The 22664-nt window shown below is 67.7% G+C and carries 21 protein-coding genes; 11 read left to right on the top strand and 10 right to left on the bottom strand.

Annotation, left to right across the window (positions count from 1 at the left end; all coding sequences use genetic code 11):
- Positions 1-33: 33 nt before the first annotated feature.
- Together hrpA and A5702_RS01385 are read left to right on the top strand one after the other, a co-directional pair.
- Positions 34-3933, top strand: a complete 3900-nt coding sequence (gene hrpA / locus A5702_RS01390; RefSeq protein ID WP_068217587.1) for an ATP-dependent RNA helicase HrpA — start codon at positions 34-36, stop codon at positions 3931-3933.
- A gap of 121 nt (positions 3934-4054) precedes the next feature.
- A complete protein-coding gene (locus A5702_RS01385; protein WP_255378640.1) occupies positions 4055-5533 on the top strand; it encodes an FAD-dependent monooxygenase in 1479 nt (492 codons plus the stop codon).
- A 3-nt stretch (positions 5534-5536) separates the two neighbouring features.
- Here A5702_RS01385 and A5702_RS01380 read toward each other — a convergent pair whose 3' ends face one another.
- Positions 5537-5719 carry a hypothetical protein gene (locus A5702_RS01380; protein ID WP_055399222.1) on the bottom strand — a complete coding sequence of 61 codons (183 nt, stop codon included), beginning with the start codon at positions 5717-5719 and terminating at the stop codon, positions 5537-5539.
- Positions 5720-5871: 152 nt separating this feature from the next.
- Between A5702_RS01380 and zwf the strand changes: the two genes are divergently transcribed.
- Positions 5872-7380: a glucose-6-phosphate dehydrogenase gene (zwf, locus tag A5702_RS01375; protein WP_055399224.1), complete on the top strand. Its 1509-nt coding sequence runs from the start codon at positions 5872-5874 to the stop codon at positions 7378-7380.
- Between the two features lie 8 nt (positions 7381-7388).
- Here the strand turns inward: zwf and A5702_RS01370 are convergent, their stop codons facing one another.
- The gene (locus A5702_RS01370; protein ID WP_068217697.1) at positions 7389-8312 is read right to left on the bottom strand and encodes a class I SAM-dependent methyltransferase; all 924 of its coding nucleotides are present in this window, start codon (positions 8310-8312) and stop codon (positions 7389-7391) included.
- A 124-nt stretch (positions 8313-8436) separates the two neighbouring features.
- Here A5702_RS01370 and A5702_RS01365 point away from each other — a divergent pair, with 124 nt between their 5' ends.
- A complete protein-coding gene (locus A5702_RS01365) occupies positions 8437-9318 on the top strand; it encodes a CoA ester lyase (protein WP_055399226.1) in 882 nt (293 codons plus the stop codon).
- 10 nt (positions 9319-9328) lie between these two features.
- Here A5702_RS01365 and A5702_RS01360 read toward each other — a convergent pair whose 3' ends face one another.
- The gene (locus tag A5702_RS01360) at positions 9329-10066 is read right to left on the bottom strand and encodes a sensor domain-containing protein (RefSeq protein WP_068217694.1); all 738 of its coding nucleotides are present in this window, start codon (positions 10064-10066) and stop codon (positions 9329-9331) included.
- A gap of 357 nt (positions 10067-10423) precedes the next feature.
- Between A5702_RS01360 and A5702_RS26095 the strand changes: the two genes are divergently transcribed.
- Positions 10424-10849: a hypothetical protein gene (locus tag A5702_RS26095; protein ID WP_156349397.1), complete on the top strand. Its 426-nt coding sequence runs from the start codon at positions 10424-10426 to the stop codon at positions 10847-10849.
- A gap of 87 nt (positions 10850-10936) precedes the next feature.
- Positions 10937-12172, top strand: coding sequence for an osmoprotectant NAGGN system M42 family peptidase (locus A5702_RS01350; protein WP_156349398.1), 1236 nt, complete (start codon positions 10937-10939; stop codon positions 12170-12172).
- An 11-nt stretch (positions 12173-12183) separates the two neighbouring features.
- Here the strand turns inward: A5702_RS01350 and A5702_RS01345 are convergent, their stop codons facing one another.
- Together A5702_RS01345 and A5702_RS01340 are read right to left on the bottom strand one after the other, a co-directional pair.
- Positions 12184-12954 (bottom strand): class I SAM-dependent methyltransferase, encoded by a 771-nt coding sequence (locus tag A5702_RS01345; RefSeq protein ID WP_068217585.1) that lies wholly within the window; start codon positions 12952-12954, stop codon positions 12184-12186.
- A 52-nt stretch (positions 12955-13006) separates the two neighbouring features.
- Positions 13007-13690: a GAP family protein gene (locus A5702_RS01340; RefSeq protein ID WP_055399236.1), complete on the bottom strand. Its 684-nt coding sequence runs from the start codon at positions 13688-13690 to the stop codon at positions 13007-13009.
- A gap of 239 nt (positions 13691-13929) precedes the next feature.
- On the opposite strand from A5702_RS01340, the gene A5702_RS01335 reads away from it, so the two are divergent.
- Positions 13930-15363 carry an FAD-binding oxidoreductase gene (locus A5702_RS01335; RefSeq protein WP_068217582.1) on the top strand — a complete coding sequence of 478 codons (1434 nt, stop codon included), beginning with the start codon at positions 13930-13932 and terminating at the stop codon, positions 15361-15363.
- A 25-nt stretch (positions 15364-15388) separates the two neighbouring features.
- Here A5702_RS01335 and A5702_RS01330 read toward each other — a convergent pair whose 3' ends face one another.
- Positions 15389-16021 carry a heme oxygenase (biliverdin-producing) gene (locus A5702_RS01330; RefSeq protein WP_067818339.1) on the bottom strand — a complete coding sequence of 211 codons (633 nt, stop codon included), beginning with the start codon at positions 16019-16021 and terminating at the stop codon, positions 15389-15391.
- A gap of 118 nt (positions 16022-16139) precedes the next feature.
- On the opposite strand from A5702_RS01330, the gene A5702_RS01325 reads away from it, so the two are divergent.
- A complete protein-coding gene (locus A5702_RS01325) occupies positions 16140-16583 on the top strand; it encodes a nuclear transport factor 2 family protein (RefSeq protein WP_055399243.1) in 444 nt (147 codons plus the stop codon).
- 26 nt (positions 16584-16609) lie between these two features.
- Here the strand turns inward: A5702_RS01325 and A5702_RS01320 are convergent, their stop codons facing one another.
- Positions 16610-17197, bottom strand: coding sequence for an FKBP-type peptidyl-prolyl cis-trans isomerase (locus A5702_RS01320; RefSeq protein WP_369817849.1), 588 nt, complete (start codon positions 17195-17197; stop codon positions 16610-16612).
- A gap of 172 nt (positions 17198-17369) precedes the next feature.
- On the opposite strand from A5702_RS01320, the gene A5702_RS01315 reads away from it, so the two are divergent.
- A complete protein-coding gene (locus A5702_RS01315; RefSeq protein WP_055399344.1) occupies positions 17370-17681 on the top strand; it encodes a DUF732 domain-containing protein in 312 nt (103 codons plus the stop codon).
- A 740-nt stretch (positions 17682-18421) separates the two neighbouring features.
- Positions 18422-20227, top strand: a complete 1806-nt coding sequence (locus A5702_RS01310; protein ID WP_156669442.1) for a bifunctional diguanylate cyclase/phosphodiesterase — start codon at positions 18422-18424, stop codon at positions 20225-20227.
- 15 nt (positions 20228-20242) lie between these two features.
- Here A5702_RS01310 and A5702_RS01305 read toward each other — a convergent pair whose 3' ends face one another.
- A complete protein-coding gene (locus A5702_RS01305; RefSeq protein WP_068217574.1) occupies positions 20243-20719 on the bottom strand; it encodes an SRPBCC family protein in 477 nt (158 codons plus the stop codon).
- Positions 20716-21414: a DUF899 family protein gene (locus A5702_RS01300; protein WP_055399346.1), complete on the bottom strand. Its 699-nt coding sequence runs from the start codon at positions 21412-21414 to the stop codon at positions 20716-20718. Before A5702_RS01300 ends, A5702_RS01305 begins: the two co-directional genes overlap by 4 nt.
- A 155-nt stretch (positions 21415-21569) precedes the next feature.
- Between A5702_RS01300 and A5702_RS01295 the strand changes: the two genes are divergently transcribed.
- Complete coding sequence (locus A5702_RS01295) at positions 21570-21881, top strand: hypothetical protein (RefSeq protein ID WP_067818350.1); 312 nt, start codon at positions 21570-21572, stop codon at positions 21879-21881.
- 227 nt (positions 21882-22108) lie between these two features.
- Here A5702_RS01295 and A5702_RS01290 read toward each other — a convergent pair.
- The coding region (locus A5702_RS01290; RefSeq protein ID WP_231964959.1) for a hypothetical protein at positions 22109-22664 on the bottom strand (556 nt) is incomplete at its 5' end.

Genomic DNA, 22664 nt, shown 5'->3' with positions numbered 1-22664 from the left:
GACGTCGTCGACGGCACGCCTATCCTGGCCAAAGTGCCCGAACTGTCCGTCGCGGATCTGCGCAGCCGCCTTGACGGTCTGACCATCCGCGACGCGTCCCGCCTCGGCAGGCGCCTGAAAAACCTCCGCGGCGCGAAACCCGACCAACTGCGCCAGCTCGCGGAGCAGATCGCGAGGGCCGAAGCGCTCGTCGCCGCGCGGCACGCCGCCGTGCCGGCCATCGCCTACCCCGACCTGCCGGTGAGCGAGCGGCGCCAGGAGATCGCCGACGCCGTGCGGGCCAACCAGGTCGTCGTCGTCGCCGGCGAAACCGGTTCGGGGAAAACCACACAACTGCCCAAGATCTGTCTCGACGCCGGCCGGGGCGTCCGCGGAACCATCGGGCACACCCAGCCCCGGCGGCTGGCCGCACGCACGGTCGCGCAGCGCATCGCCGACGAATTGGGTGGCCCCCTCGGCGAAGCCGTCGGCTACAGTGTCCGTTTCACCGATCAGGTCAGCGACCGCACGCTGATCAAGCTGATGACCGACGGCATCCTGCTCGCCGAGATTCAGCGCGACCGCCGCCTGCTGCGCTACGACACGCTGATCCTCGACGAGGCGCACGAGCGAAGCCTGAACATCGACTTCTTGCTGGGCTACCTGCGCGAACTGCTGCCGCGGCGCCCCGAGCTGAAGGTGATCATCACCTCGGCAACCATCGAGCCGCAACGGTTCTCGGACCACTTCGGCGGCGCGCCGATCATCGAGGTGTCCGGGCGGACGTACCCGGTGCAGATCCGCTACCGGCCGTTGGAACTTCCCGTCGTGAGTGGTGCCGAGGAGGACCCCGACGACCCCGACCACGAGATCGTCCGCACCGAAACCCGCGACGAGGTGGAGGCGATCGTCGACGCGATCGCAGAACTCGAGGCCGAGCCGCCCGGGGACGTGCTGGTGTTCCTCTCCGGGGAACGCGAAATCCGGGACACCGCAGAGGCTTTGAATTTCTTGACGGCCGGCCCAGGCTACACCGAGGTGCTTCCGCTGTACGCCCGGCTGCCGACCGCCGACCAGCAGAAGGTGTTCGCACCGCACACCGGGCGCCGGGTGGTGCTGGCGACGAACGTCGCCGAGACGTCGCTGACGGTGCCCGGCATTCGCTACGTCGTCGACCCCGGCAACGCCCGCATCTCGCGTTACAGCCGCCGTTTGAAGGTGCAGCGGTTGCCGATCGAACCGATCTCGCAGGCGTCCGCCGCGCAACGCGCGGGCCGCTGCGGCCGGGTCGCCGCCGGTGTGTGCATTCGCCTGTACTCAGAGCAGGATTTCGCGGCCCGCCCGCGCTACACCGAGCCCGAGATCCTGCGGACCAACCTCGCCGCCGTGCTGTTGCAGATGGCGGCGCTGCGGCTGGGCGAGGTGGAGAACTTCCCATTCCTCGACCCGCCGGACCGGCGCAGCATCCGCGACGGGGTGCAGTTGCTGCAGGAGCTGGGGGCGTTCGATAGCCACGGGGCGATCACCGAGCTCGGCCGCCGCCTGGCGCGGCTGCCGGTCGACCCCCGGCTGGGCCGGATGATCCTGGCAGCCGAAACCGAGGGCTGCGTGCGGGAGGTCCTGGTGCTGGCCGCGGCGCTGACCATCCACGACCCGCGGGAACGGCCGGCCGACCGCGAGGAGGCCGCTCGTCAGAAGCACGCCCGATTCGCCGACGAGAACTCCGACTTCCTGTCGTATCTCAACCTCTGGCGCTACCTGCGGGAGCAACGCAACAGGCTGTCGGGCAACGGCTTTCGGCGGATGTGCCGGGAGGAGTTCCTGCACTATCTGCGCATCCGCGAGTGGCAGGACCTGGTCGGGCAGCTGCGCAGCATCGCGCGCGACCTGGGCGAGATCGAGTCCGACGAACCGGCCGATCCGGCCCGCGTGCACGCGGCGCTGCTGGCCGGGTTGCTGTCGCATGTGGGCATGCGCCGCGAGGACGGCCGCGAGTATCTGGGCGCCCGTAACTCCCGCTTCGTGCTGGCGCCGGGCTCGGTGCTGACCAAGCGGCCGCCGCGGTGGGTGGTTGTGGCCGAGCTGGTCGAAACCAGCCGCCTGTTCGGGCGCACCGCCGCGCGCATCCAGCCGGAGGTTGTCGAACGGGTCGCGGGCGACCTGGTGCAGCGCACCCACAGCGAACCGCATTGGGACGCCAAGCGCGGCGAGGTGATGGCCTACGAGCGGGTGACGCTGTACGGGCTGCCACTGGTGGCGCGCCGCCGCGTCGGATACGCCGGGGTGGAGCCGGCGGTGGCGCGCGAACTGTTCATCCGGCACGCGCTGGTGGAGGGAGACTGGCAGACCCGCCATCACTTCTTCCGCGACAACGCGCGGCTGCGGGCAGAGCTCGAGGAACTTCAGGAGCGGGCCCGCCGCCGCGACCTGCTCGTCGGCGACGACGAGGTGTACGCGTTCTACAACGCGCGCATCCCCGGGGATGTCGTCTCCGCGCGGCACTTCGACGCGTGGTGGCGCAAGCAGCGGCACAAGACCCCGCAACTGCTGACGTTCACCCGCGACGACCTGTTGCGCACCTGCGACACAGCCGACGCCGAGCGGCCGACGGCCTGGCATTCCGGCGATGTCACCCTGCCCCTGACCTACCGGTTCGAGCCGGGCGCCGCCGACGACGGTGTCACGGTGCATGTGCCGATCGACGTGCTCGCGCGGCTGGGTGGCGACGAGTTCGCCTGGCAGGTGCCGGCGCTGCGCGAGGAGCTGGTGACCGCCCTCATCCGCTCACTGCCAAAGGACTTGCGCCGCAACTTCGTTCCCGCCCCCGACGCCGCCCGCGCCGTGCTGGGTGGGATCGATCCGGCGGGTGAGCCGCTGCTGCCGGCGCTGCAGCGCGAATTGCGCCGTCGCAGCGGCATATTGGTGCCCGTCGACGCCTTCGACCTGGAGAAGCTGCCGGCGCATCTGCGGGTGACCTTCGCGGTCGAATCCGGCGACGGCACCGAGGTCGCGCGCGGCAAGGACCTGGCGGCGCTCCAGCAACGGCTGGCCGGCCCGGCTCGCCGGGCCGTCGCGCAGGCGGTCGCCGCCGAACTGGAGCGGACGGGCCTGCGTGCCTGGCCCGACGAGCTGGACGCGCTGCCGCGCACCGTCGAGCGGACGGTCGACGGACGCGCGGTGCGCGGCTTTCCCGGTCTCGTCGACGCGGGCGGCGCGGTCGACCTTCGGGTGTTTGCGACGTCGGAAGAGCGGGACGCCCTGTCGGGGCCCGGCATTCGCCGATTGGTGCGGCTGAGCGTGGCGTCACCGGTCAAATCGATTGAGCGACAACTGAGCCCACGTTCGCGGCTGGCGCTCGGCGCCAACCCCGACGGCTCCCTGACCGCGCTGCTCGAAGACTGCGCCGACGCCGCGACCGACGCGTTGATGACCGGACCCGTGTGGACCCGCGACGAGTTCAGGGCGTTGTGCGACCGGGTCGGCAAGGCGTTGGTGTCGACGACCGTCGACATCGTGGGCCGCGTGCAGCGGGTGCTGGCCACGGCGCAGCAGGTGCACCTGCTGCTACCGGGACAGCCGCCGCCCGCGCAGGCCGACGCGATCGCCGACATCCGCGCCCAGCTGGAGCGGCTTTTGCCGCCGGGGTTCGTCACCGTCACCGGGCGCCCGCGCCTGGCCGACCTCACCCGCTACCTGACCGCCATCCGGCAGCGCCTTGACCGGCTTCCGCACGCGATAGCGGCCGACCGCGACCGAATGCAGCGGGTGCACGCGGTGCGGCGGGCCTACGACGAACTGGCGGCCACGCCGCCACCGGCGGCGAACGACATCCGCGACATCGCCTGGCAGATCGAGGAATTGCGGGTGAGCCTGTGGGCCCAGCAATTGGGCACCCCACGGCCGGTGAGCGAACAGCGGATCTACCGCACCATCGACGCGCTGCGGGACCGCTAAGCGAATTATTGCCCTCCCACTCTCAACCTATAGCGCACCGGGGGGCTTGCCGCAAGGGCGGGGTGATGCCGCACAATCGCTGGCCGAAGCCGATTTTCGCACTTGTCTGGGGGTTGAAGAGTTGTCAAGCAGGAACGTCGACCATGCGGTGCTGGTTGCAGGAGGGGGCCCGACGGGGCTGATGCTGGCCGGTGAACTGGCGTTGGCGGGCGCCGACGTGGCCGTCGTCGAACGGCGCGTCGACCAAGGCCTGGTCGGCGCCCGCGCGGGGGGTCTGCACGCGCGCACCATCGAGGTCCTGGATCAGCGCGGGATCGCCGACCGGTTTCTCGCCCGGGGCCAGGTGGCACAGGTCGCCGGGTTCTCGCAGATCCGTCTGGACATCAGCGACTTTCCCACCCGGCACCCCTACGGTCTGGCGTTGTGGCAGAACGAGATCGAGCGCATACTCGCCGACTGGGTGAGCGAGCTCGGGGTGCGGTTCTATCGCGGGCATGAGGTGACGGGCGTCGCCCAATCCGGCGCGGGCGTGGACGTCGCGTTGTCCGATGGCCGCTCGCTGCGTGCGGGATACCTCGTCGGCTGCGACGGCGGGCGCAGCGTGGTCCGCAAAGCCGCCGGCATCGATTTCCCCGGATGGGAGCCCACCACCAGCTACCTGCTCGCCGAGGTCGAAATGGATTTAGGGGCAGACGTTTCCCCGAGGTGGGGAATCCACCACGACGCGCTCGGCGTGCATTCCCTGGCCGCCCCCGAGGACGGCGGGGCTGTGCGCGTCATGGTCACCGAGCGCAGCCTCGGTCCCAGCAGCGAACCCACGCTGCGCGAGCTGCGTGCAGCGCTTGTCGCCGTCTACGGAACCGACTACGGGATTCACAGTCCCGCTTGGCTTTCCAGGTTCACCGACACGGCGCGGCAGGCCGCGGCCTACCGCGATGGGCGCATCCTGCTGGCCGGTGACGCCGCCCATGTCCATCACCCGGTGGGCGGGCAGGGTCTGAACACGGGTGTGCAGGACGCGGTCAACCTGGGATGGAAGCTGGGTCAGGTGGTCAACGGGCTCTCGCCCGACGGCCTGCTCGACACCTATCACACCGAGCGCCACCCGGTCGCCGCGCGCGTGCTGCGCAACGCCGTCGCGCAGATGGCGCTGCTCCGCCCGGACGACCGCACCAAGGCCCTGCGCGACACCGTGTCCGACCTGCTGGCCATGGAGGAACCGCGCAAGCGGTTCGCCGCGATGATGTCGGGTCTGGACATCCGCTACGACCTGGGCGACGGGCACCCGCTGCTCGGACGCCGCATGCCCGACCTCGACCTGGTGACCGCCGACGGCCCGCGGCGCGTCTACATGCTCCTGCACCAGGCCCGCCCGGTGCTGCTCAACCTCGGCGAACCGGGTCGATTCGACATCACGCCCTGGGCACAGCGGCTCGCGCTGATCGACGCGAAATGTGCCGGTGGTTGGGAACTTCCGGCTGTTGGTGCGGTCGCGGCCCCCGATGCCGTGTTGATCCGGCCGGACGGACATGTGGCCTGGGTGGAAGAATCCGGCGACTCCGGCCTTCGCAGCGCCCTCACCGCGTGGTTCGGCGCTTAACTCCTAGTCGGGCGGTTCGTCGCCGGTGCCGCGGGTGGGGGTGCGTTCCCGGTCGCTGGGCTTGCCGGCCACCCCTTCGGCCTCCCGGTCGTCGGCGACCTTTTCCTCGAGCTGGTCGACGATGTCCTCCAGCTCCTGAGAGTGCCCGCGTAGGTCTTTGTCGGGATTCGTCATATCGCTTTCCATCGACTCTGGTTGGGTACCGCCCCGTCGGTACCCAGTACCCCGTCAGCCGCGCGGTAACCGAAATCGTTGGTTGGTGGCGGCAAAGGGCCACGTTGTCCGAGCTAGACGTGACGGACGCGACATTGCGCCGCGTCGGTGGAAGTATCGCAAGAGTGGCAGACAAGAAACCGCAGACCATCTCTTACCCGGCGCCGGATCAACGGCGGCGCCGCCACGACACCGACCCGCTGGACCCCCATGTCATCGTCCTGTTCGGCGCGACGGGAGATCTGGCGAAACGCAAGTTGCTCCCCGGGCTGGCGTACCTGGACCAGTCCGAACTCGCGCCCGACATCCAGATCGTCGCGACGTCGCTGGAAGACCTGAGTGACGACGACTTCCGCGAGATCGCCAAGGACGCGATCGATTCGTTCGGCAGCCACAAGCTCACGTCCGAGCAGTGGGCCAACTTCGCCAAGATCATCACCTACGTTCCGCAGGGCGAGGGACCGGAGGCGCTGGCCGAGGCGGTTTCCGAAGCCGAAGCCAACCTGGGTCCCAACGTCAGGCGGTTGCATTACCTGTCGGTGCCGCCGAAGGCCGCGCGCGAAGTCATCACCATGCTGCGGGACGCCAAGCTCGTCGAGCGCTCGCGCGTGGTGATGGAGAAGCCGTTCGGAACCGACCTGGCCAGCGCGGTGGCGCTCAACGACTTCGTGCACGAAACCTTCGAGGAATCCCAGATTTTCCGCATCGACCACTTCCTGGGCAAGGAGGCCGCGCAGAACATCCTGGCGTTCCGCTTCGCCAACGGCCTGTTCGAGCCGATCTGGAACCGCAACTTCATCGACCACATTCAGATCGACATCCCCGAGGCGCTGGGCCTGGATGAGCGGGCGAACTTCTACGAGGAAACGGGCGCCTACAAGGACATGGTGGTGACCCACCTGTTCCAGGTGATGGCGTTCGTCGTCATGGAGCCACCGACGGCGCTCGAGCCCTTCGCGATCAGTGAAGAAAAGAACAAGGTGTTCCGGTCGATGCTGCCGGTGAAGCCCTCGAACGTGGTGCGCGGGCAGTACATCGGCTACCGCGACGAGAAGGGCGTGGCGAAGGATTCCGACACCGAGACGTTCATCGCTCTCAAGGTCGGCATCGACAACTGGCGGTGGGCGGGCGTGCCCATCTACCTTCGCACCGGCAAGAAGATGGCCGAGGGCATCCGCATCATCTCGATCGCCTTCAAAGAGGCCCCGCGGACGATGTTTCCGCCCGGCTCGGGGGTGGGCACCCAGGGGCCCGACCACCTCACCTTCGACCTCGCCGACAACTCGAAAGTCTCGTTGTCCTTCTACGGCAAGCGGCCCGGACCGGGCATGAAGCTGGACAAGCTGTCCATGCAGTTCTCCTCGCAGGAGATCGACACCGTGGTGGACGTGCTGGAGGCGTACGAGCGGCTCATCCTCGATGCGATGCGCGGCGATCACACCCTGTTCAACACCGCGGAGGGCATCGAATCGCTATGGGAGCGTTCGCAGGACCTGCTCGACGACCCGCCGCCGGCGAAGCTGTATCAGCCGGGCACCTGGGGACCCAACGCCATTCATCAGTTGATCGCCCCCAACGCGTGGCGGTTGCCGTTCGAGCGGGAGTGGCGCGAGGCCAAACCCAACGACGGCTGAGGGCGCGCTCAGCCGAGTTTGGCGCTGACGTAGGTGATGGCGTGCCGGAACTGCCGAAGAATCTCGTTGTCGGGGACGACGAAGCCGTAATCGGCGTATAGCTCCTCGGTGGGGTAGCGGGTGACGGCCCACCCGGTGGCGGCCAGGTGCTCTCCGGCGGGCTGGCGTTCCCCCTGCCACACCAGTTCGGCGACATCGATGTCGAGTCCGTGCTTGCGCCACGCCGTGCGCATCGCCCGCGCGCGCTCGTCGCTGAACACGCCCATGTCGGTGATGTTCTCGGTGGCCAGCCGGCTGCCCGGCGCGCTGAGCGCGGTAATGCTGTCCAGCAGCCGGTCCTGGGCCTGCGGCGGCAGGTAGGGCAACAGGCCTTCGGCGATCCACGCCGTGGGCGCTGCGGTATCAAAGCCCTTGTCCCGCAATGCGGTTGGCCAATCCCCACGCAGGTCTATGCCCACGGTCCGGCGTTCGGCGGTCGGTTCGGCACCCATCCGGGCCAGTGTGTCGCCCTTGAAGGCGATGACCTCGGGCTGATCCACCTCGTAAACCACCGTGCCCGCGGTCCAGTCCAACCGGTAGGCCCGGGCGTCAAGGCCGGCGGCCAAGATGACAGCCTGGCGGATCCCGGTGCTGGTCGCGGACGTGAGGAAGTCGTCGAAAAACTTGGTGCGCACGGCGATCTGCTCGCGGCGTTGCTGCAGGGTCAGGGGCATGTCGTCGCTGTCGAGCGGGATCTGGCCGTCCAGCATGCGGACGAAGAAGGGGTGCCCGACCGCGCGAACCAACGGCTCGGCGAACCGGTCGTCGAGCAGCGGGTCCGGCCCGCGGGAGGCCAGCGCTCGGGACGCGGCGACCATGGTCGCGGTCGCCCCCACGCTGGACGCCAAATCCCAGCTGTCGCCCTCGGTGCGCGCAGAACCAAGTGATGACACTTTCTCGCTCCCTCCTGTTTCGCCGCCGATCGCCTGCGCGACCACACCGCCAAGACCGAAGGGTACTTTCTGCCTATGCCGCGCACCACGCGCCCGCTCTGCTAGACGACAGGAAGCGATTCACTTGGCACCGACCCTGCGCCCGCGACGCTCCGCCCTCTACCTGCCCGGCAACAAGCCGCGAGCGTTGGAGAAGGGAAAGTCGTTGCCCGCGGACGTGGTGATTCTCGACCTCGAGGATGCGGTCGGGCCCGACGCCAAAGCCGACGCCAGGGCCGCCGTCTGCGACGCGATCGCGGCGGATGGCTACCGGCCCCGCGAGGTCGTGGTGCGCATCAACGGCCTGGACACCGAGTGGCACGACGCGGACTTGGCGGCGGTGGCCGGTTCGGCCGCCCACGGAGTGTTGGTCCCGAAAGTCGAGTCGGGCGAGCAGGTTCGGGCCCTGGCCGCCGCGCTCGACGGGCTCGGTGCGCCGGAGTCGTTGCGGGTGTGGGTGATGATCGAAACGCCGAGGTCCTTCCTGAGGGCCGAGGAGATCGCCTCGGCCAGTGACCGGTTGGCCGCGTTGGTGGTCGGCACCAACGACCTGGTGAACGACCTGCACGGTTTACACGTGCCTGGCCGAGCGCCGGTGCTGGCCGCGTTGTCGTTGGCGGTGCTGGGGGCCAGGGCAGCCGGCAAGGTGATCCTGGACGGGGTCTTCAACGACATCACAGACAAAGACGGCTTCCAGGCGGAAGCGCGGCAGGGCCGCGAAATGGGTTTCGACGGCAAGACTTTGATCCATCCATCCCAGATCGGCCCGGCCAACGACCTGTTCGGTCCGTCGCAGCAAGACGTCGCCGACGCCCGCAAGGTGGTCGCGGCCTACGAAGAGGCCCGCGCCGCGGGGACCAGCGTCATCACGGTGGACGGTCGCATGATCGAAAGCCTGCACGTCCGCAACGCGGAACGGATCCTCGCCCTCGCGGATCTCATCGCGGAATTGGCGTCCGCCTCCTAGGCGATATCGCTCACTGCTTGTCGACTCTGCCGGCGATCTGACCGGCGAGCTTGACGGCGGAGTCCGTCGGGTCCTTGCGGAGCGCGCTGACATCGATCGCAACGTTGTTGCGCACCGTCAGCGCCCGCTGGGCGGTAATCGTGAGCAGCACGTTGCCGTTGTCGCGCATCGTCATGGTCAGGGTGGTGCTCAACGTTCCGTTTGAGTTGGTGACCGGTCCCACCTGCCAACCCGTCTCGGGGGTGTCCTGCCCGGCCGGCGTGGTGAATTGCCGGTTGGCGCAGGCGGGCCAGCGCTGGGCCGACTGGGCGAAGAAGGCGCGGGCCTCCTTCGCGGTCGGGAACAACACCAGCACCTGTTCGACCTCGGGGTCCGGTTCGTTCGAATTGGGGGGCAGGGAAGCGACCTCGTCGTCACCGCTGACCGCGGTATAGCCGCTGCCGGCATACACGGGAGCCTGCCCCGGGCCGAACGCGTAGACGCAGTCGTCGGGGAATTTCCAGCCCGCGGGCCACGGCTGCTTGGCGGCGTCGTCCTTGAGCTTGTCGCTCTTTTCCTTGCTCTTCGATCCGGTCACGCCCAGCGCGGCGTCGAGGTCGGCCGAGCTGAGCAGCAAGCCCGACAGGGCGGCCTGCGCGACCGGGGGCGCCGTCGAGGTCGTCGACGAGCCGGAGCCGCTTTCTTTGCCGCCCCCGCATGCGGCGACTAGGACGGCGATGGAGGCGACGGCGACTGGTAATTGGCGCATGTTGCTCACCCTTCGTGATTGCATCCGCTGCCGGAAGCCGGACGGAAGCATAACCGCTGTGGCAGCAAATCGCGCGGTTCACCGCGAAGTTTTGCAGCAACCGTCGGGTGAGCCGCGCGGTTGGGGGAAGCCGGCGACTCGCCGAGTGGCCCACGACACCCGTGCGATGCCCGGCAATCGTGAAACATTCGCAGATCAAGGGTTTCCCAGGGCAACAAAAGCGGGCGGTACGCGACCGCGAACAGAGCCGCCGCACGCCGCTCGATGCGGATTCGGACTGTTCGCAGGGCGGCGCGAGGCAAGTTGCCGATAAGGTGCATGCAGCAAACACCACCTGAAGAAGCAGAGGAGCTTCCGATGAGGCTAGACCGAATCACGAGTGCAGGGATCGTCGCCATCGCGATCGTCACGGCGGGTTGCTCGAACGGCGCATCGTCCTCGGATTCATCGTCCAGCCCGTCGCCGACCTCGAGTTCGCAGTCCCCACCGCCGCCGTCGACGACGACGCCGTCGCCGTCCGCCGCGCAAGGCGGTCCGTTGGATCAGTCCACCTGCCTGGACATTTCGTTCGCCAAAGACAACTTGATGGTGGCCAATAACCCCGAGAAGGCACGCAAGTACGCCGACACGCTGGAGAAGTACGGCCCGCCCGACAACGTGAAGGCCGCGATCGAGCACTTCGTCACCACCGGCGGTGCGCGGCCCGACGATCCCGACCTGAACGCCAACAGGGACCAGATCACCGGTTGGATCAAACAGGTCTGCCCCAACGTGAATCCCTGAGCACGCGGGCATTTGGCCCGGGCGGGTGGATCAACGGTGGCCACGCGGTAGGTTGGTCCGGTCCCTGGTGATTCGAGAGGAGGGACCGTGCGCACAAGCGCGGCCATGTCCGAAGCCGACCGCACATGGATGGTCGACACGCTGCTCGCGCTGCTCCAAACGCCGAGTCCGGCGGGGCGGACGGACGCGGTGATGCAGCTCATCGGCGACATCTTTGATGGCTTCGGCGTGCCGTTCGAGCTGACTCGGCGCGGGGCGCTGACCGCCGAACTCCCCGGAGAGTCGGCGGCCATCGACCGCGCGATCGTGGTGCACGCCGACACGATCGGTTGCATGGTGCGCCGGCTCAAGGACAACGGCCGCCTCGAGGTGATTCCGGTCGGCACCTTCTCGGCGCGGTTCGCCGCCGGCGCCCGCGTGCGCATCTTCTCCGACGACCCCGACGAATTCATCACGGGCACCGTCCTGCCGCTTAAGGCGAGCGGGCACGCATTCGGCGACGAGATCGACCTGCAGCCCACCGACTGGGAACACGTCGAGGTCCGCGTCGACCGCAAGGTGTCCTCGCGGGAGGACCTGATCCGCCTCGGCCTACAGGTCGGCGACTTCGTCGCGTTCATCGCCAGCCCGGAACTCACCGCCGACGGCTACATCGTCTCCCGGCACCTTGATGGAAAGGCCGGCGTCGCAATCGCGCTCGCGCTCGCCAAGAACTTCGCCGAGCAGAAAATCGTGCTGCCGCACCGCACCATGGTCATGATCACCATCACCGAGGAGGTTGGCCACGGCGCCAGCCACGGATTGCCCGCCGACGTCGCGGAGTTGGTCTCGGTGGACAACGCGGTGTGCGCACCGGGCCAGCACTCCATCGAGGACGGCGTGACCATCCCGATGGCCGATCTGCACGGGCCGTTCGACTATCACCTGACCCGGAAGCTGTGCAAGCTCGCCGAGGAGCAGGGCGTCCCGTGCGCGCGAGATGTGTTCCGGTTCTACCGCTCCGACGCCGCCGCGGCGATCGAGGCGGGCGCGGGAACACGCGCAGCGCTTGTCGGGTTTGGGCTCGACGGCAGCCACGGCTGGGAGCGCACCCATCTGGATTCGCTGCAGGCGGCGTACTGCCTGCTGCACGCCTGGCTGCAGACGCCGCTGACGTTCGCCAAATGGGATGCCAAGCCGTCGGGCAAGCTGCGGGACTTCCCGTCGTCCAAGCAGCCCGCGCCCAGCGAGCGGTGGGTGCCTTTGGCCCGTGGGGAACACGATTCGCCCGGCGAGGCCTCGCCGGGTTCGGTCTGGCCGCCATCGGAGGGTCCGCAGTCCTGAGCGGCTAACGCCTACCGGCCGCCGCGGGGCATCCGGTCTGCGCGCCAGCACCGGGACTTCATCGGGACGTCGATCGCTTCCGCACCGGAGAAGCGCTCGGTCAACGCGGCGCGGGCATTGGCCAGGCGCGCGGCGCGCTCGTCCGGGGACGCGATGATCACCCTGCTGTACGTGCCGACCATCGCGACGACATCGTCGATGGTCATGGCCCGCACAAACGTGAACGTCTCGCGGGAAACGTTGTGGAATATCTGCGGGTCGGGAAGCACGACGTTCTCGTGGCGCCGGCGGAAGCGGTCGGGGGATTCCGCATCGGGCGTGTCTTCGCCCGGAAGCAGGTCCAGTTCGCGGACCCAATCCACCTCACGGTCTCGACTGGTCCAAATCAGGCCGAACCGCCCGTTGTCGCGCAGCACCCGGCCGATCTCGGGGACGGCGCGCTCAGGGTCCATCCAGTGCCAGGCGGAGGAGACGAACACCGCGTCGACGGCCGCGTCCTCGAGCGGGATCGACTCACCCGTGCCCTCGACGGCCCGCACCTCGGGCGACCGCCCGGTGAGCACCGCACGCATGCGCGCGTCGGGTTCCACGGCGATCACCTCGGTCGCCCTGCCGAGCAGCGCCCGGGTGAACAGCCCGGTGCCCGCACCCAGGTCGACTGCCACCTCGCACCGGGTCGGCAGCAGCCAATCCACCGCGTCTTGCGGAGGCCTCGGGCGGAAACCGTCGTAGTCCTCCGCAATCGAGCCGAAGGACAGCGCGCGTTCGTGGCGATCGGTCATATCCGCCAAGGTAATCCGGTTCGCTGGGCAAGACGTGAGAAAGGGTTGTGCCTCACCACAGCGCGCTGTGATTGACCAGCGCATCGGCCATCAGCCCGATTCCGAAGACCAGGAAAAGCAGCCGCACGGATATCGGGCCGTAGCGGGTGAGGGCGCGGACCAGCCGACGCTGAATGCGCTTGGCTCGCATGGTCTTCCTCATCGAGAGGGCAAGGATCAGTAGCGGCGGGGAAAGCGCGATCGCCCAATAGACGACGATGACCAATGGCCACAGCGGCGGCCGCGGATGCAGGGCGGCGAGCATGGCCAAGCCGGTGAGATAGGGAATCGCCGTGGGCGCCTGGCCACTACCGACCGCCAGCCCGAGGAAACCAAGCAGCCAGGGACGCTCGCGCATCGCCGCCAATGCCCAACCGGGAGCCGCTGATTGGGCGGTCAACGGAAAGTAGGCCAGGCAGGTCAGCACCAGGCCGAGCACCAGCTCGCCCCAGAAACGGATGGCCGGTGTCACGTGAAACCCGACGACATGGGTCAAGAAGCTGAGACCCAGCACGGTGCAAAGCCCGAAGGTGGTCGTCACGGCGAACACGCCCGCGACGTAGCTCAGCGCGCCCGGAATCGGTGATCGCCGGCTCAACCGGCTGTCGAAGATGACCGCGGATACCACGCCCACATTGAGCACGTTCAACGAATCGAGCAACGCCAGGCCGGCAAGCGCCACCAAAAGAGCACCCACGCGCCCCGACCCCGCCTACCGCGTGAACTCGCCGAGAGTGGACGTGGATGCGGCGACCATGCTGCAGACAATACGAGGCGGAACGTGGCATGTCTGTTCGAGGCGTCGACGTGTCCCGCGGAGCGCATCACCGCGGCAGCTCGTATCGGTTTCGATCCGGTCACAGGGCATGGGGCACCGCGGGTTTCGTTGTCGCCCGTTTGACAATGCGGACATGAGGCAGACGCGGGAGCCCGGCGATGGCGCGTGAGATGTCCCGCCAGACGTTCCTGCGGGGCGCCGCCGGAGCCTTGGCCGCCGGCACCGTGTTCGGCTCGGCGCGGGCCACCGCCGCCCCCAACCCCACCGGCTGGGAGGGGCTGTCCACCGCGATCGGCGGGCAGGTGCTGCTGCCCGACAACGGCGGTTACGGTTCGGCCAAGCAGGTGTTCAACACCAACTTCAACGGCTCGACGCCCGCCGCGATCGTCACCCCGACGTCGCCCGCGGACGTGCAGAAGGCCATGGCGTTCGCCGCCGCCCACAACCTGAAGGTGGCGCCGCGCAGCGGCGGGCACTCCTACATCGGCGCCTCGACCGCGAACGGCGTCATGGTGCTCGACCTCCGCCAGCTGCCGGGGGGCATCAATTACGACGCCGCCACCGGAAACATCACCGTGGCGCCCGCGACCAGCTTGTATGCGATGCATCAGACGCTGGCCGGCGCGGGCCGGGGCATCCCGACGGGCACCTGCCCGTCGGTCGGCGCGTCAGGGCACGCGCTGGGCGGGGGATTGGGCGCCAACTCCCGCCACGCGGGCCTGCTCTGTGACCAACTGGTGTCGGCTTCGGTCGTGCTGCCCGGCGGGCAGGCGGTGACCGCCTCCAACGCCAGCAACCCCGATCTGTTCTGGGCGTTGCGCGGTGGCGGCGGCGGAAACTTCGGCGTGACCACCTCGCTGACCTTCGCCACGTTCCCGACCACCGATCTCGACGTGGTGAACCTCAATTTCCCGGCGGAGGCGTTGGCGCAGGTGTTGGTTGGCTGGCAGAACTGGTTGCGTACCGCCGACCGGAACAGCTGGGCGTTGGCGGACGCCACCGTGGAGCCGATGGGAACGCACTGCCGCATCATGGCCACCTGCCCGGTCGGCTCGGGCGCCAGCGTCGGGGCCAACATCACCAAAGCCGTTGGCGTGCAACCGACGGGGACCGAGAACCACACGTTCAACTACCTGGACCTGGTGCGGTATCTGGCCGTGGGGAACCTCAACCCGGCGCCGCTCGGATACGTCGGCGGGTCCGACGTGCTGCCGGTCGTCGACGCGGCCACCGCGCAGGGGATCGCCCAGGCCGTCAACGCCTTTCCCCGTGGAGCGGGCCGCATGTTGGCGATCATGCATGCGCTCGACGGCGCCCTCGCCGATGTGGCGCCGGGGGCGACGGCCTTCCCGTGGCGCCGGCAGTATGCGTTGGTGCAGTGGTACGTGGAGACCGGTGACGCGGGGGCGGCGACGAACTGGCTCAACACCGCGCACCAGGCCGTGCAAGGGCACTCGGTGGGGGGATACGTGAACTACCTCGAGGCGAACCAACCCGCCTCGAGGTATTTCAGCTCGAACCTGTCGCGGCTGGCCGCCGTGCGGCAGAAGTACGATCCCAGCCGAATCATGTTCTCGGGGCTGAATCTTTGAGATTGCCGACGGATCCTCGAGCGCGCTAGCCGACGGCGAGTTCGTCGAGTAACGCGCGATTAAAGCCGAAGGCCAATTTGACCTCGTCGACTATCCGCTCGATGTCGTCCGCGCCGGTGGGCAGCGCATCGATCCGCGCCCGGTAGGCGTCCTTGTACGGCTTGGGCCGCACGGGAAATTCGTAGAACGCGAGCCCGGCGCCGCGAAGGTCAAACGTGCGATCGAGCGCCTTGCGGATGATCCGCCCGCCGGACAGGTCGCCGAGATAGCGCGTGTAGTGGTGGGCCAGCAGCGCGCCACCCCACGTCAGGGCGGCGATCCGGTCCCGGTATGCCGTGGCCGCTGGCGAGTCGACCTCCCGCGGGGCGCCGGGTCGCCAGTGCTCCAGGTCGGCGTCGATGGCGGCCGAACGCTGCAAAGTCGGGTCGTACACGGCGGCGACCATGGGATCCTCGCGGCGGGCCCGGATGGCGTCCTCGAGCGCGGCGTAGACCACACGCAGGCGCAGCAAGTATTCGGAGTAGCCGCGAGCGGTGACGCGGCCGGCGAGTAGTTCGGCGACGAACGCGCTCTGTTCGGCGGCGGTGTGCTCCGCCGCCGACCCCGCCTTCATCGCGACCGACAAGCGGCGGCGGGTTGCGGCTGCGGTTGGGGGCATGTCCTGGTCAGATTACATGGGCCCACGCTAAGCGATTCGTATATCGGCGCCTATTCCAACGGCGGCCGTCTACAGTTCGACCAATAGCGAACCGCAATCACCTTCAAAGGACGACCAGATGGCGAAAAGCGTTGCAACCAAGAACGACAACGAAAAGATCGTCGTCGATTTTATCCATTCCGCTTACGGCGAGAGCATGGATATCGACGCGATGACGGCGCTCATGGCCGACGACTTCGTTTGGCAGCTCCACGTGCCGCTTTCACCCGTCGTTCGCGGGCGCGACGCGGCGCGCGCGGAACTCGAGAAGCACAACACGCTTTCGACGGGGATGGTGGAGGGCAGCGAGATCCGCACCATCGTTTCCGACGGTGACACCGTCGTCGTCGAGCGCGTCGACGTGAACGCCATGAACGGTGTCGCCGTGACGTTCTACGTCACGGCGTTCTTCGGAGTGCGCGACGGCGCGATCAGTTACTGGCGCGAGTATTGGGACGCGTCCCACGTCGCACAGCAACTCGGGATCGACCCCGCGCTGATGTTTGCGCCGCTGAACGGTTGAGCGACAAGCGATTTGGCGCCTTCCGGCTAGCTCGACGCGCTGAGGATCTTGATCGCGAACACGAGCGAGTCACCCGGCCGGATCCCAGCGCTCGGCTGACCGTTGGGGTAGCCGTCCGCGGAAGTCATCGCGACGCCGACGGTCGATCCGACGTTTTGTCCCGCGATGGCCTTCTGGAAGCCCGGCACGACTCCGGTGAGCGGGAAGTCGACGGGGGCGCCGCGTTCGTAGCTGTTGTCGAACACCGACCCGTCACGCCCATTGACACCCATGTAGCAGACCGAGACCCGGGCCGCGGCGGGAACCACCGGCCCGTTCCCGGCGTGCAGCGTATGCACCTGCGTCTGGGTCACGCCGAACGGCGCGGTGACGTCGACGCGCGGAGCCGTCGTATCCGTGGACCCGGTGACCGCGACGCTGCCGGTGGTGCCGGCCAACGTCCAGTCGGGCGTGCCACCGGCCGGGGCCTGCGCGGTCGGGCACGAGCCGGCCGCGGTTGCGTTGCCCGACGCGGCGATAGCCAGGACGGTCGCCGCAACGCAGGCGGCGACGGAGGAATACACCAGGGAGGACTTCACGGCCGTCACGCTACAGCCAAACCGCACCCCCGCCATCGGCTGGCCCTTGGCCGCCGCGGGGAGCGCAATCCGATTACCGCGAGCCGACGCCACGGACTTTGGCTATTCTTCGACGTGGTTGAGTCCGCAAGATATTGGGGGGCATCGCAGAAAGGGAGTGAATCGCATGCCTTCACCTCGTTGGCTGGCGGCACTTACCGTACCCATGATCGCCGGCGCCGGCTTGGTCAGTAGCGCGGCGATTGCCGCCGCCACGCCCCAAGACGACGCATACCTCGCTCAACTGCGCGCCGTCGGCCTCAGCTGGCCGCCGCAGACGCAAGAGGCGCTCATCGGGGAGGCGCACCTCATCTGCTACGACCTGACCTGGGGTTGGACGCCACAACAGATCGCCGACGACGTTCACGCGCACCTGAACGCGCGGGGCGTCACGTTGTTGGACGTCGGAACCATGGTCGACGCCGCGCACTCGATCTACTGCCCCGGCAACGTGTGCGACGCCCCTTCGCTGTGCACGTGACATCCCGGCACTCGCCCGATGGCGCTGTGTCGGCGCGCCGCTGCATCGAATGCACCGCAGGTGCAACGCAATTAGACCCATTGCGGGGCCCAGTCGCTCCCTGAGGCGGTGCAGCATTCGGCGCGACCAGAAAACTCATGGCGACCGAGAAACGGCTGAGTAAATTCTCTCAACTACCTTGCTGCGTGCCTTATCCTGCTTGCGGGCCGCACCCGACAGATTAAGGGAAATTGTTGTCACTGACACGAAGCCGACAAGTGGTGGTCGTGTTGGCAACCGTCGGTCTGGTCGCGTTCGCGGTGGCGTTGTTGGGCTGGAAGGCTGCGCCGGGCCGCGCGGTACTCGCGCCGGCGGGCTCTCTGCTTGCGGGCGTGTTCGCCACCACGTGTTCGGTCTATGCCGCCCGCGGGTCGCGGGGGCGGCAACGCCTCGCGTGGACCGTCCTGTCCACCGGTTTGGTCGGCTGGACTGCGGGCCAAGCGGTGTGGTGTTACGTCGCCCTGGCAGGCGAACTTCCGGTATCGGACCTCTCGGCGGCGAACTTGGGGTTCCTCATTCTGCCGCTCTGCGCGTTGGCCACCGCGGCCGCGATTCCCAGTAGGGACGACGCCCGGTTCGGGATCGGCCTGCTCGTTGACGGGGTCCTCATCACCGCGTCGCTGTTGGTCGTATTCATTCTCCTGCCGCTGGGTCCCGCGGCGCAGGCATCGCAGACGACGCTGACCGTTCCGCGGGTGTTGTTGGCCACCGCCGCGGGCGTGTACGTCGGACTCGTTGCGTTGACATTCATCGTTGTCAAAAAGGCTGAGGCGGGCCGCAAGCTCTCCCCGACGCTGATGATGTTGGGCTGGGGCCTCATTGCGCTGGCCGGCCTGGTGCACGTCGCCAGGGATTCCGTCGACCGGGGGCCCAATGACCTCGTCGTCCTCGGATGGGCCGGTGGCATGTACTTCGTCGCGCTGTCCGGAATCACTTCTCGGCCGGGGCCCGAACCCGATCTGGGATTTTCGCGGCCCTCGTCCAGGGCGTCGCTGTGGCTGCCCTATCTTCCGGTGATGCTGGCGATTGTCGTTGGGACCGTGCACTTTTGGCCCGCTTACCGGGGTGAGGCGTTCGTCTTCTCGGTTTGTGTGGTGCTGTTCGTCACCACCCTGGTCCGCCACATATTGTTGCTGGAGCGAAAGCAACGGCTACTTGCCGCGGTATCCGATGCCAGCCTGCGCGACCCGCTGACCGGGTTGGCGAATCACCGGCTTTTCGACGATCGGTTGGCGCACGCCCTGCGCTTACACGTTCAGCACAGCGTGCCGGTCAACGTACTCACGGTGAGCGTCGACGATTTCAAGCTCGTCAACGACACGCTCGGTTATGACGTGGGCGACGAACTGCTCCGCGGCGTCGGCGAGCGGATCCAGCACAACGTCGATGACAGCCACACCATTGCGCGGATGAGCGGTGACGAATTCGCCATCTTGGTCGAGGACCGTCCGGACGTGGCGATACAGGTCGCCAACGGGGTGGCGCGATCGTTCGAGGAGCCCGTCGACATCGACCATCACCGCCTGGACGTACGCCTGAGCATCGGCATGGCCTCGGCCGAGTCAGATCTCCCGCCGCTGACACCCGGCGATCTACTCAAGCAGGCGGATGCGGCGCGCTCCTGGGCCCGCCTGGGGAGCGCGACCAATGTGCAGACGTTCACACCCGAGATGGGCGCTCAGCTTGGCAACGCGCCCACATCCGAGCGGGCCATCGCCCGATTGCAACTGCTGGGCGAACTGCGACGCGCCATCGAGAACGGCACGCTGACCCTGTTGTACCAGCCGAAATTCAGCACGTTGACCGGCTCCGTGAGCGGAGTAGAGGCGCTGGTGCGCTGGCATCATCCGCGATTTGGCGTGCTGGGCCCCGATGAGTTCTTACCCCTGGTGCGCGCGCACGGGTTGATGCATGCGCTCACCGATCTGGTGCTTTCCCGGGCCGTGGCGGACGCCGCCGCGTGGCACGAGGCCGGCGCGGCGATCGCCGTCGCGATCAATCTCGCGGCGCCATCCCTCGACGAGGACGCGCTGCCGGACCGCATCATGTCCGTGCTCGGCCAGTTCGCCATGTCTCCCAGCTCGCTCACCATCGAGATCACCGAGGATTTGGTGGTGGCCGACCTGGTGCAGGCCCGCGCAGTGCTGAACCGGTTACGTGACAACGGCATTCGGGTAGCGATTGACGACTTCGGCAGCGGCTACGCCACTTTGACGTATCTGCGCGAGTTGCCGGCTGATGAAGTCAAGCTCGGCCATGACTTCATCGCGCCGATCCTGCACGATGACCGCGCCGCCACCATTGCACGCTCGGTCATCGAGTTGGCATCTGCGTTCGGTATCGCCAGCGTGGCCGAAGGCGTCGAAGACCTCGCAACGGCCCAACGGCTCAGGGACTACGGTTGCGACGCCGTGCAGGGGAACTTTTTCTGTCCGCCATTACCCGCCGCCGAGATCCCGCGAGTCCCTGCGAACTCGGCGCTCGCGGCGGGAGATGGGTTGCGGTGACTGGGTTTTGACCGATCAGCTTGCGACCGATCGCGCGAGCGCGGCCAGCGACGCGTCGAGGTAGTCCTCACCGAAGATGGGCATCTGGCCAACGCGGTCGCGGAAGTCCTGCGACGTGCCGCTCCAGTCGTAAGTCAGGGTGACGTCCGTGCGGTCGCCATTCGGGGCGAGGTCGTAACGCCAGAACCAGCCGCCGGGGGTGTGGTTGCCCGCGTCGTCCAGGATGCCCGGCATCCAACCGATGGCACGGTCCTTCTCGAAGACGTTGACCAGATTGTGCGTGACGTAGTCGCCGCCGGCCGCAGGGAGATACATGTTCATCGCGAACGTCTGTCCCGCCCCGGTGATCGGCGCGCCGTCAACCGCTTCGCGGACCCAGTCGGTGGGTTCGGTGTTCTGGTGACGCGACGGGTTGGCGAGTACGGCGAAGATCTCGGCCGGCGTCGCGGCGATGGTGCGGGTGACGGCGTAACGCTCGGCGGTGACGCTCATGTGTTGTCCTCGGGTCCGTAGGCGGCTGCGATGGCGGGGGAGTCGAGCCACCCTGAGTATGTGGGGCGCGACGGCCAGCCTTCAGGCGAATCGAGCCATTCCTCCTGGCGGCCCCACGGCAGGATGTCGATGAGCCCGAACGAGTGGCTGAGTTGCTCGGTGCCCCGCCCGTTCGTGTGCCACGTGCGGTACACGGTGTCGCCGTCGCGCAGGAACACGTTGACCCCGAAGCCGCCGCCGGGCGGTGCGTCCATGTCGGCGCCGAATGGGCTTTGCGATGACGAGTACCAGTCCATGCGGTTGCCGACCTTGTGCTTGTAGGCGAGGGCTTCCTCGATCGGCCCGTTGGTGACGATGACGAAGCGGGCGTCGTAGTTGTCCAGGAACTCCAAGCGGGTGAATTGCGACGTGAAACCCGTGCAGCCGGGGCACTGCCACTCCGCGCCGTCGGACCACATGTGGTGGTAGACGATGAGCTGCGAACGTCCGTCGAACACGTCGACGAGGCGGATGGGCCCGTCGGCGCCGATGAGGACGTAGTCCGGCAACTTCACCATCGGCAGGCGTCGGCGCTGGGCGGCGATGGCATCGAGTTCGCGGGTGGCGGCCTTCTCGCGCTTGCGCAGCTCGTCGAGCGCGGCGCGCCAGGTTTGGAGATCGACGATCGGCGGCTGGGCCGTCTGTTCGGGGGACATGGCATCCACCTTTCCTCTCGATTTGTCCGTCTGGAAGGTCTGACTCGCGAAGTGCCCGGAATTCATCGCAGACATGACGACGAATACGGTTGCGGCCTTGACCTGCATGTCCGGAATCGGTTTCGATTGATGGATAGCGCGACGGGAGGTCCACAATGAGGACGTTCATTCGGCATCTTGTAGTCATCGTCATGGTGGCGTTCGCCTCGATGGCGGCCGTGACGATCGCGATTCCGGCCGTAAGCAAGGCGGATTGCGCGGAGGGGGAGTGGTGGGATCCGACGGGCAAGGTCTGCCGGCCTCTCGGCGTGGGGCCGCAACCGTTGGCATGCGACCCGGGCCAGTGGTGGGACCCGACCGCCAACGTATGCCGGCCTCTCGGCGTGGGGCCGCAACCGCTGGCATGCGACAACGGCTGGTGGTGGGATCCGGGCGCCAACGTGTGCCGTCCACCGGCCGGCCAGTAGCGGCCCACTTCTAATCGCCAAGCGGCCCGGTCGAATTGGTCACCGGCGTGGGCGCCGGCGGCTGAAATGTTGCCCGCGTGCTGGTGCCCACGGCACACGGGCTCATGCGGTCCAAGTTTGGCCGCACGATACACGCGGAATTGATTCCGATTCCGGAAACTCGGAACTGATGACCGCTGCCCAAATTGTGTTTTCGGCGACCGCGCTAATAAGGCCCGCCCGCGGGCTTACGATGTCGCCGTGGCGGATGTCACGGTGGCGATATTTACCTTTACCAGGAACGAAGCGACCGCGGACCCGGCCCGCAGCTCAATGGCGGCGAGCGGTGCCTGCTCGTCGGGATGCGTCCGGACGATCCACTTGTTCTTCAGCTTGACGACCTCGCCGTCGGGCGAGGCGACTACCACGCCCAATGACAGGTATGACACCCTTTCGGCTCGAAAGACCTGACCAACGAGCTTGGAGTCGACCGTTCCACAGCAGCCGTAGAAGACGTAGTAGTCGGCCCGGTTTTCGCGGGTCGATCTGCTGAGCGCGGCCGCCGCGACGACATTGCCCTGGGCGCTGAGCGGATGGTGCTCCAGCCTGGCGGTTCGCCCGTCGGACAGGCGGCCCTCCAACGATTCTTCCCCGTGTTTCACCGGCGTCCACAACGTTGCTCCGAACACCGGCAGGTCGACGTAGAGGCGTGCGAGCAACTCCGTTACCGCGGTCGCTTCGTTCCTGGTAAAGGTAAATATCGCCACCGTGACATCCGCCACGGCGACATCGTAAGCCCGCGGG

It is taken from the genome of Mycobacterium sp. E3339 (assembly GCF_001666915.1).
Classification (GTDB): Bacteria; Actinomycetota; Actinomycetes; order Mycobacteriales; family Mycobacteriaceae; genus Mycobacterium.
This window is presented reverse-complemented; position numbering and strand designations above follow the sequence as displayed.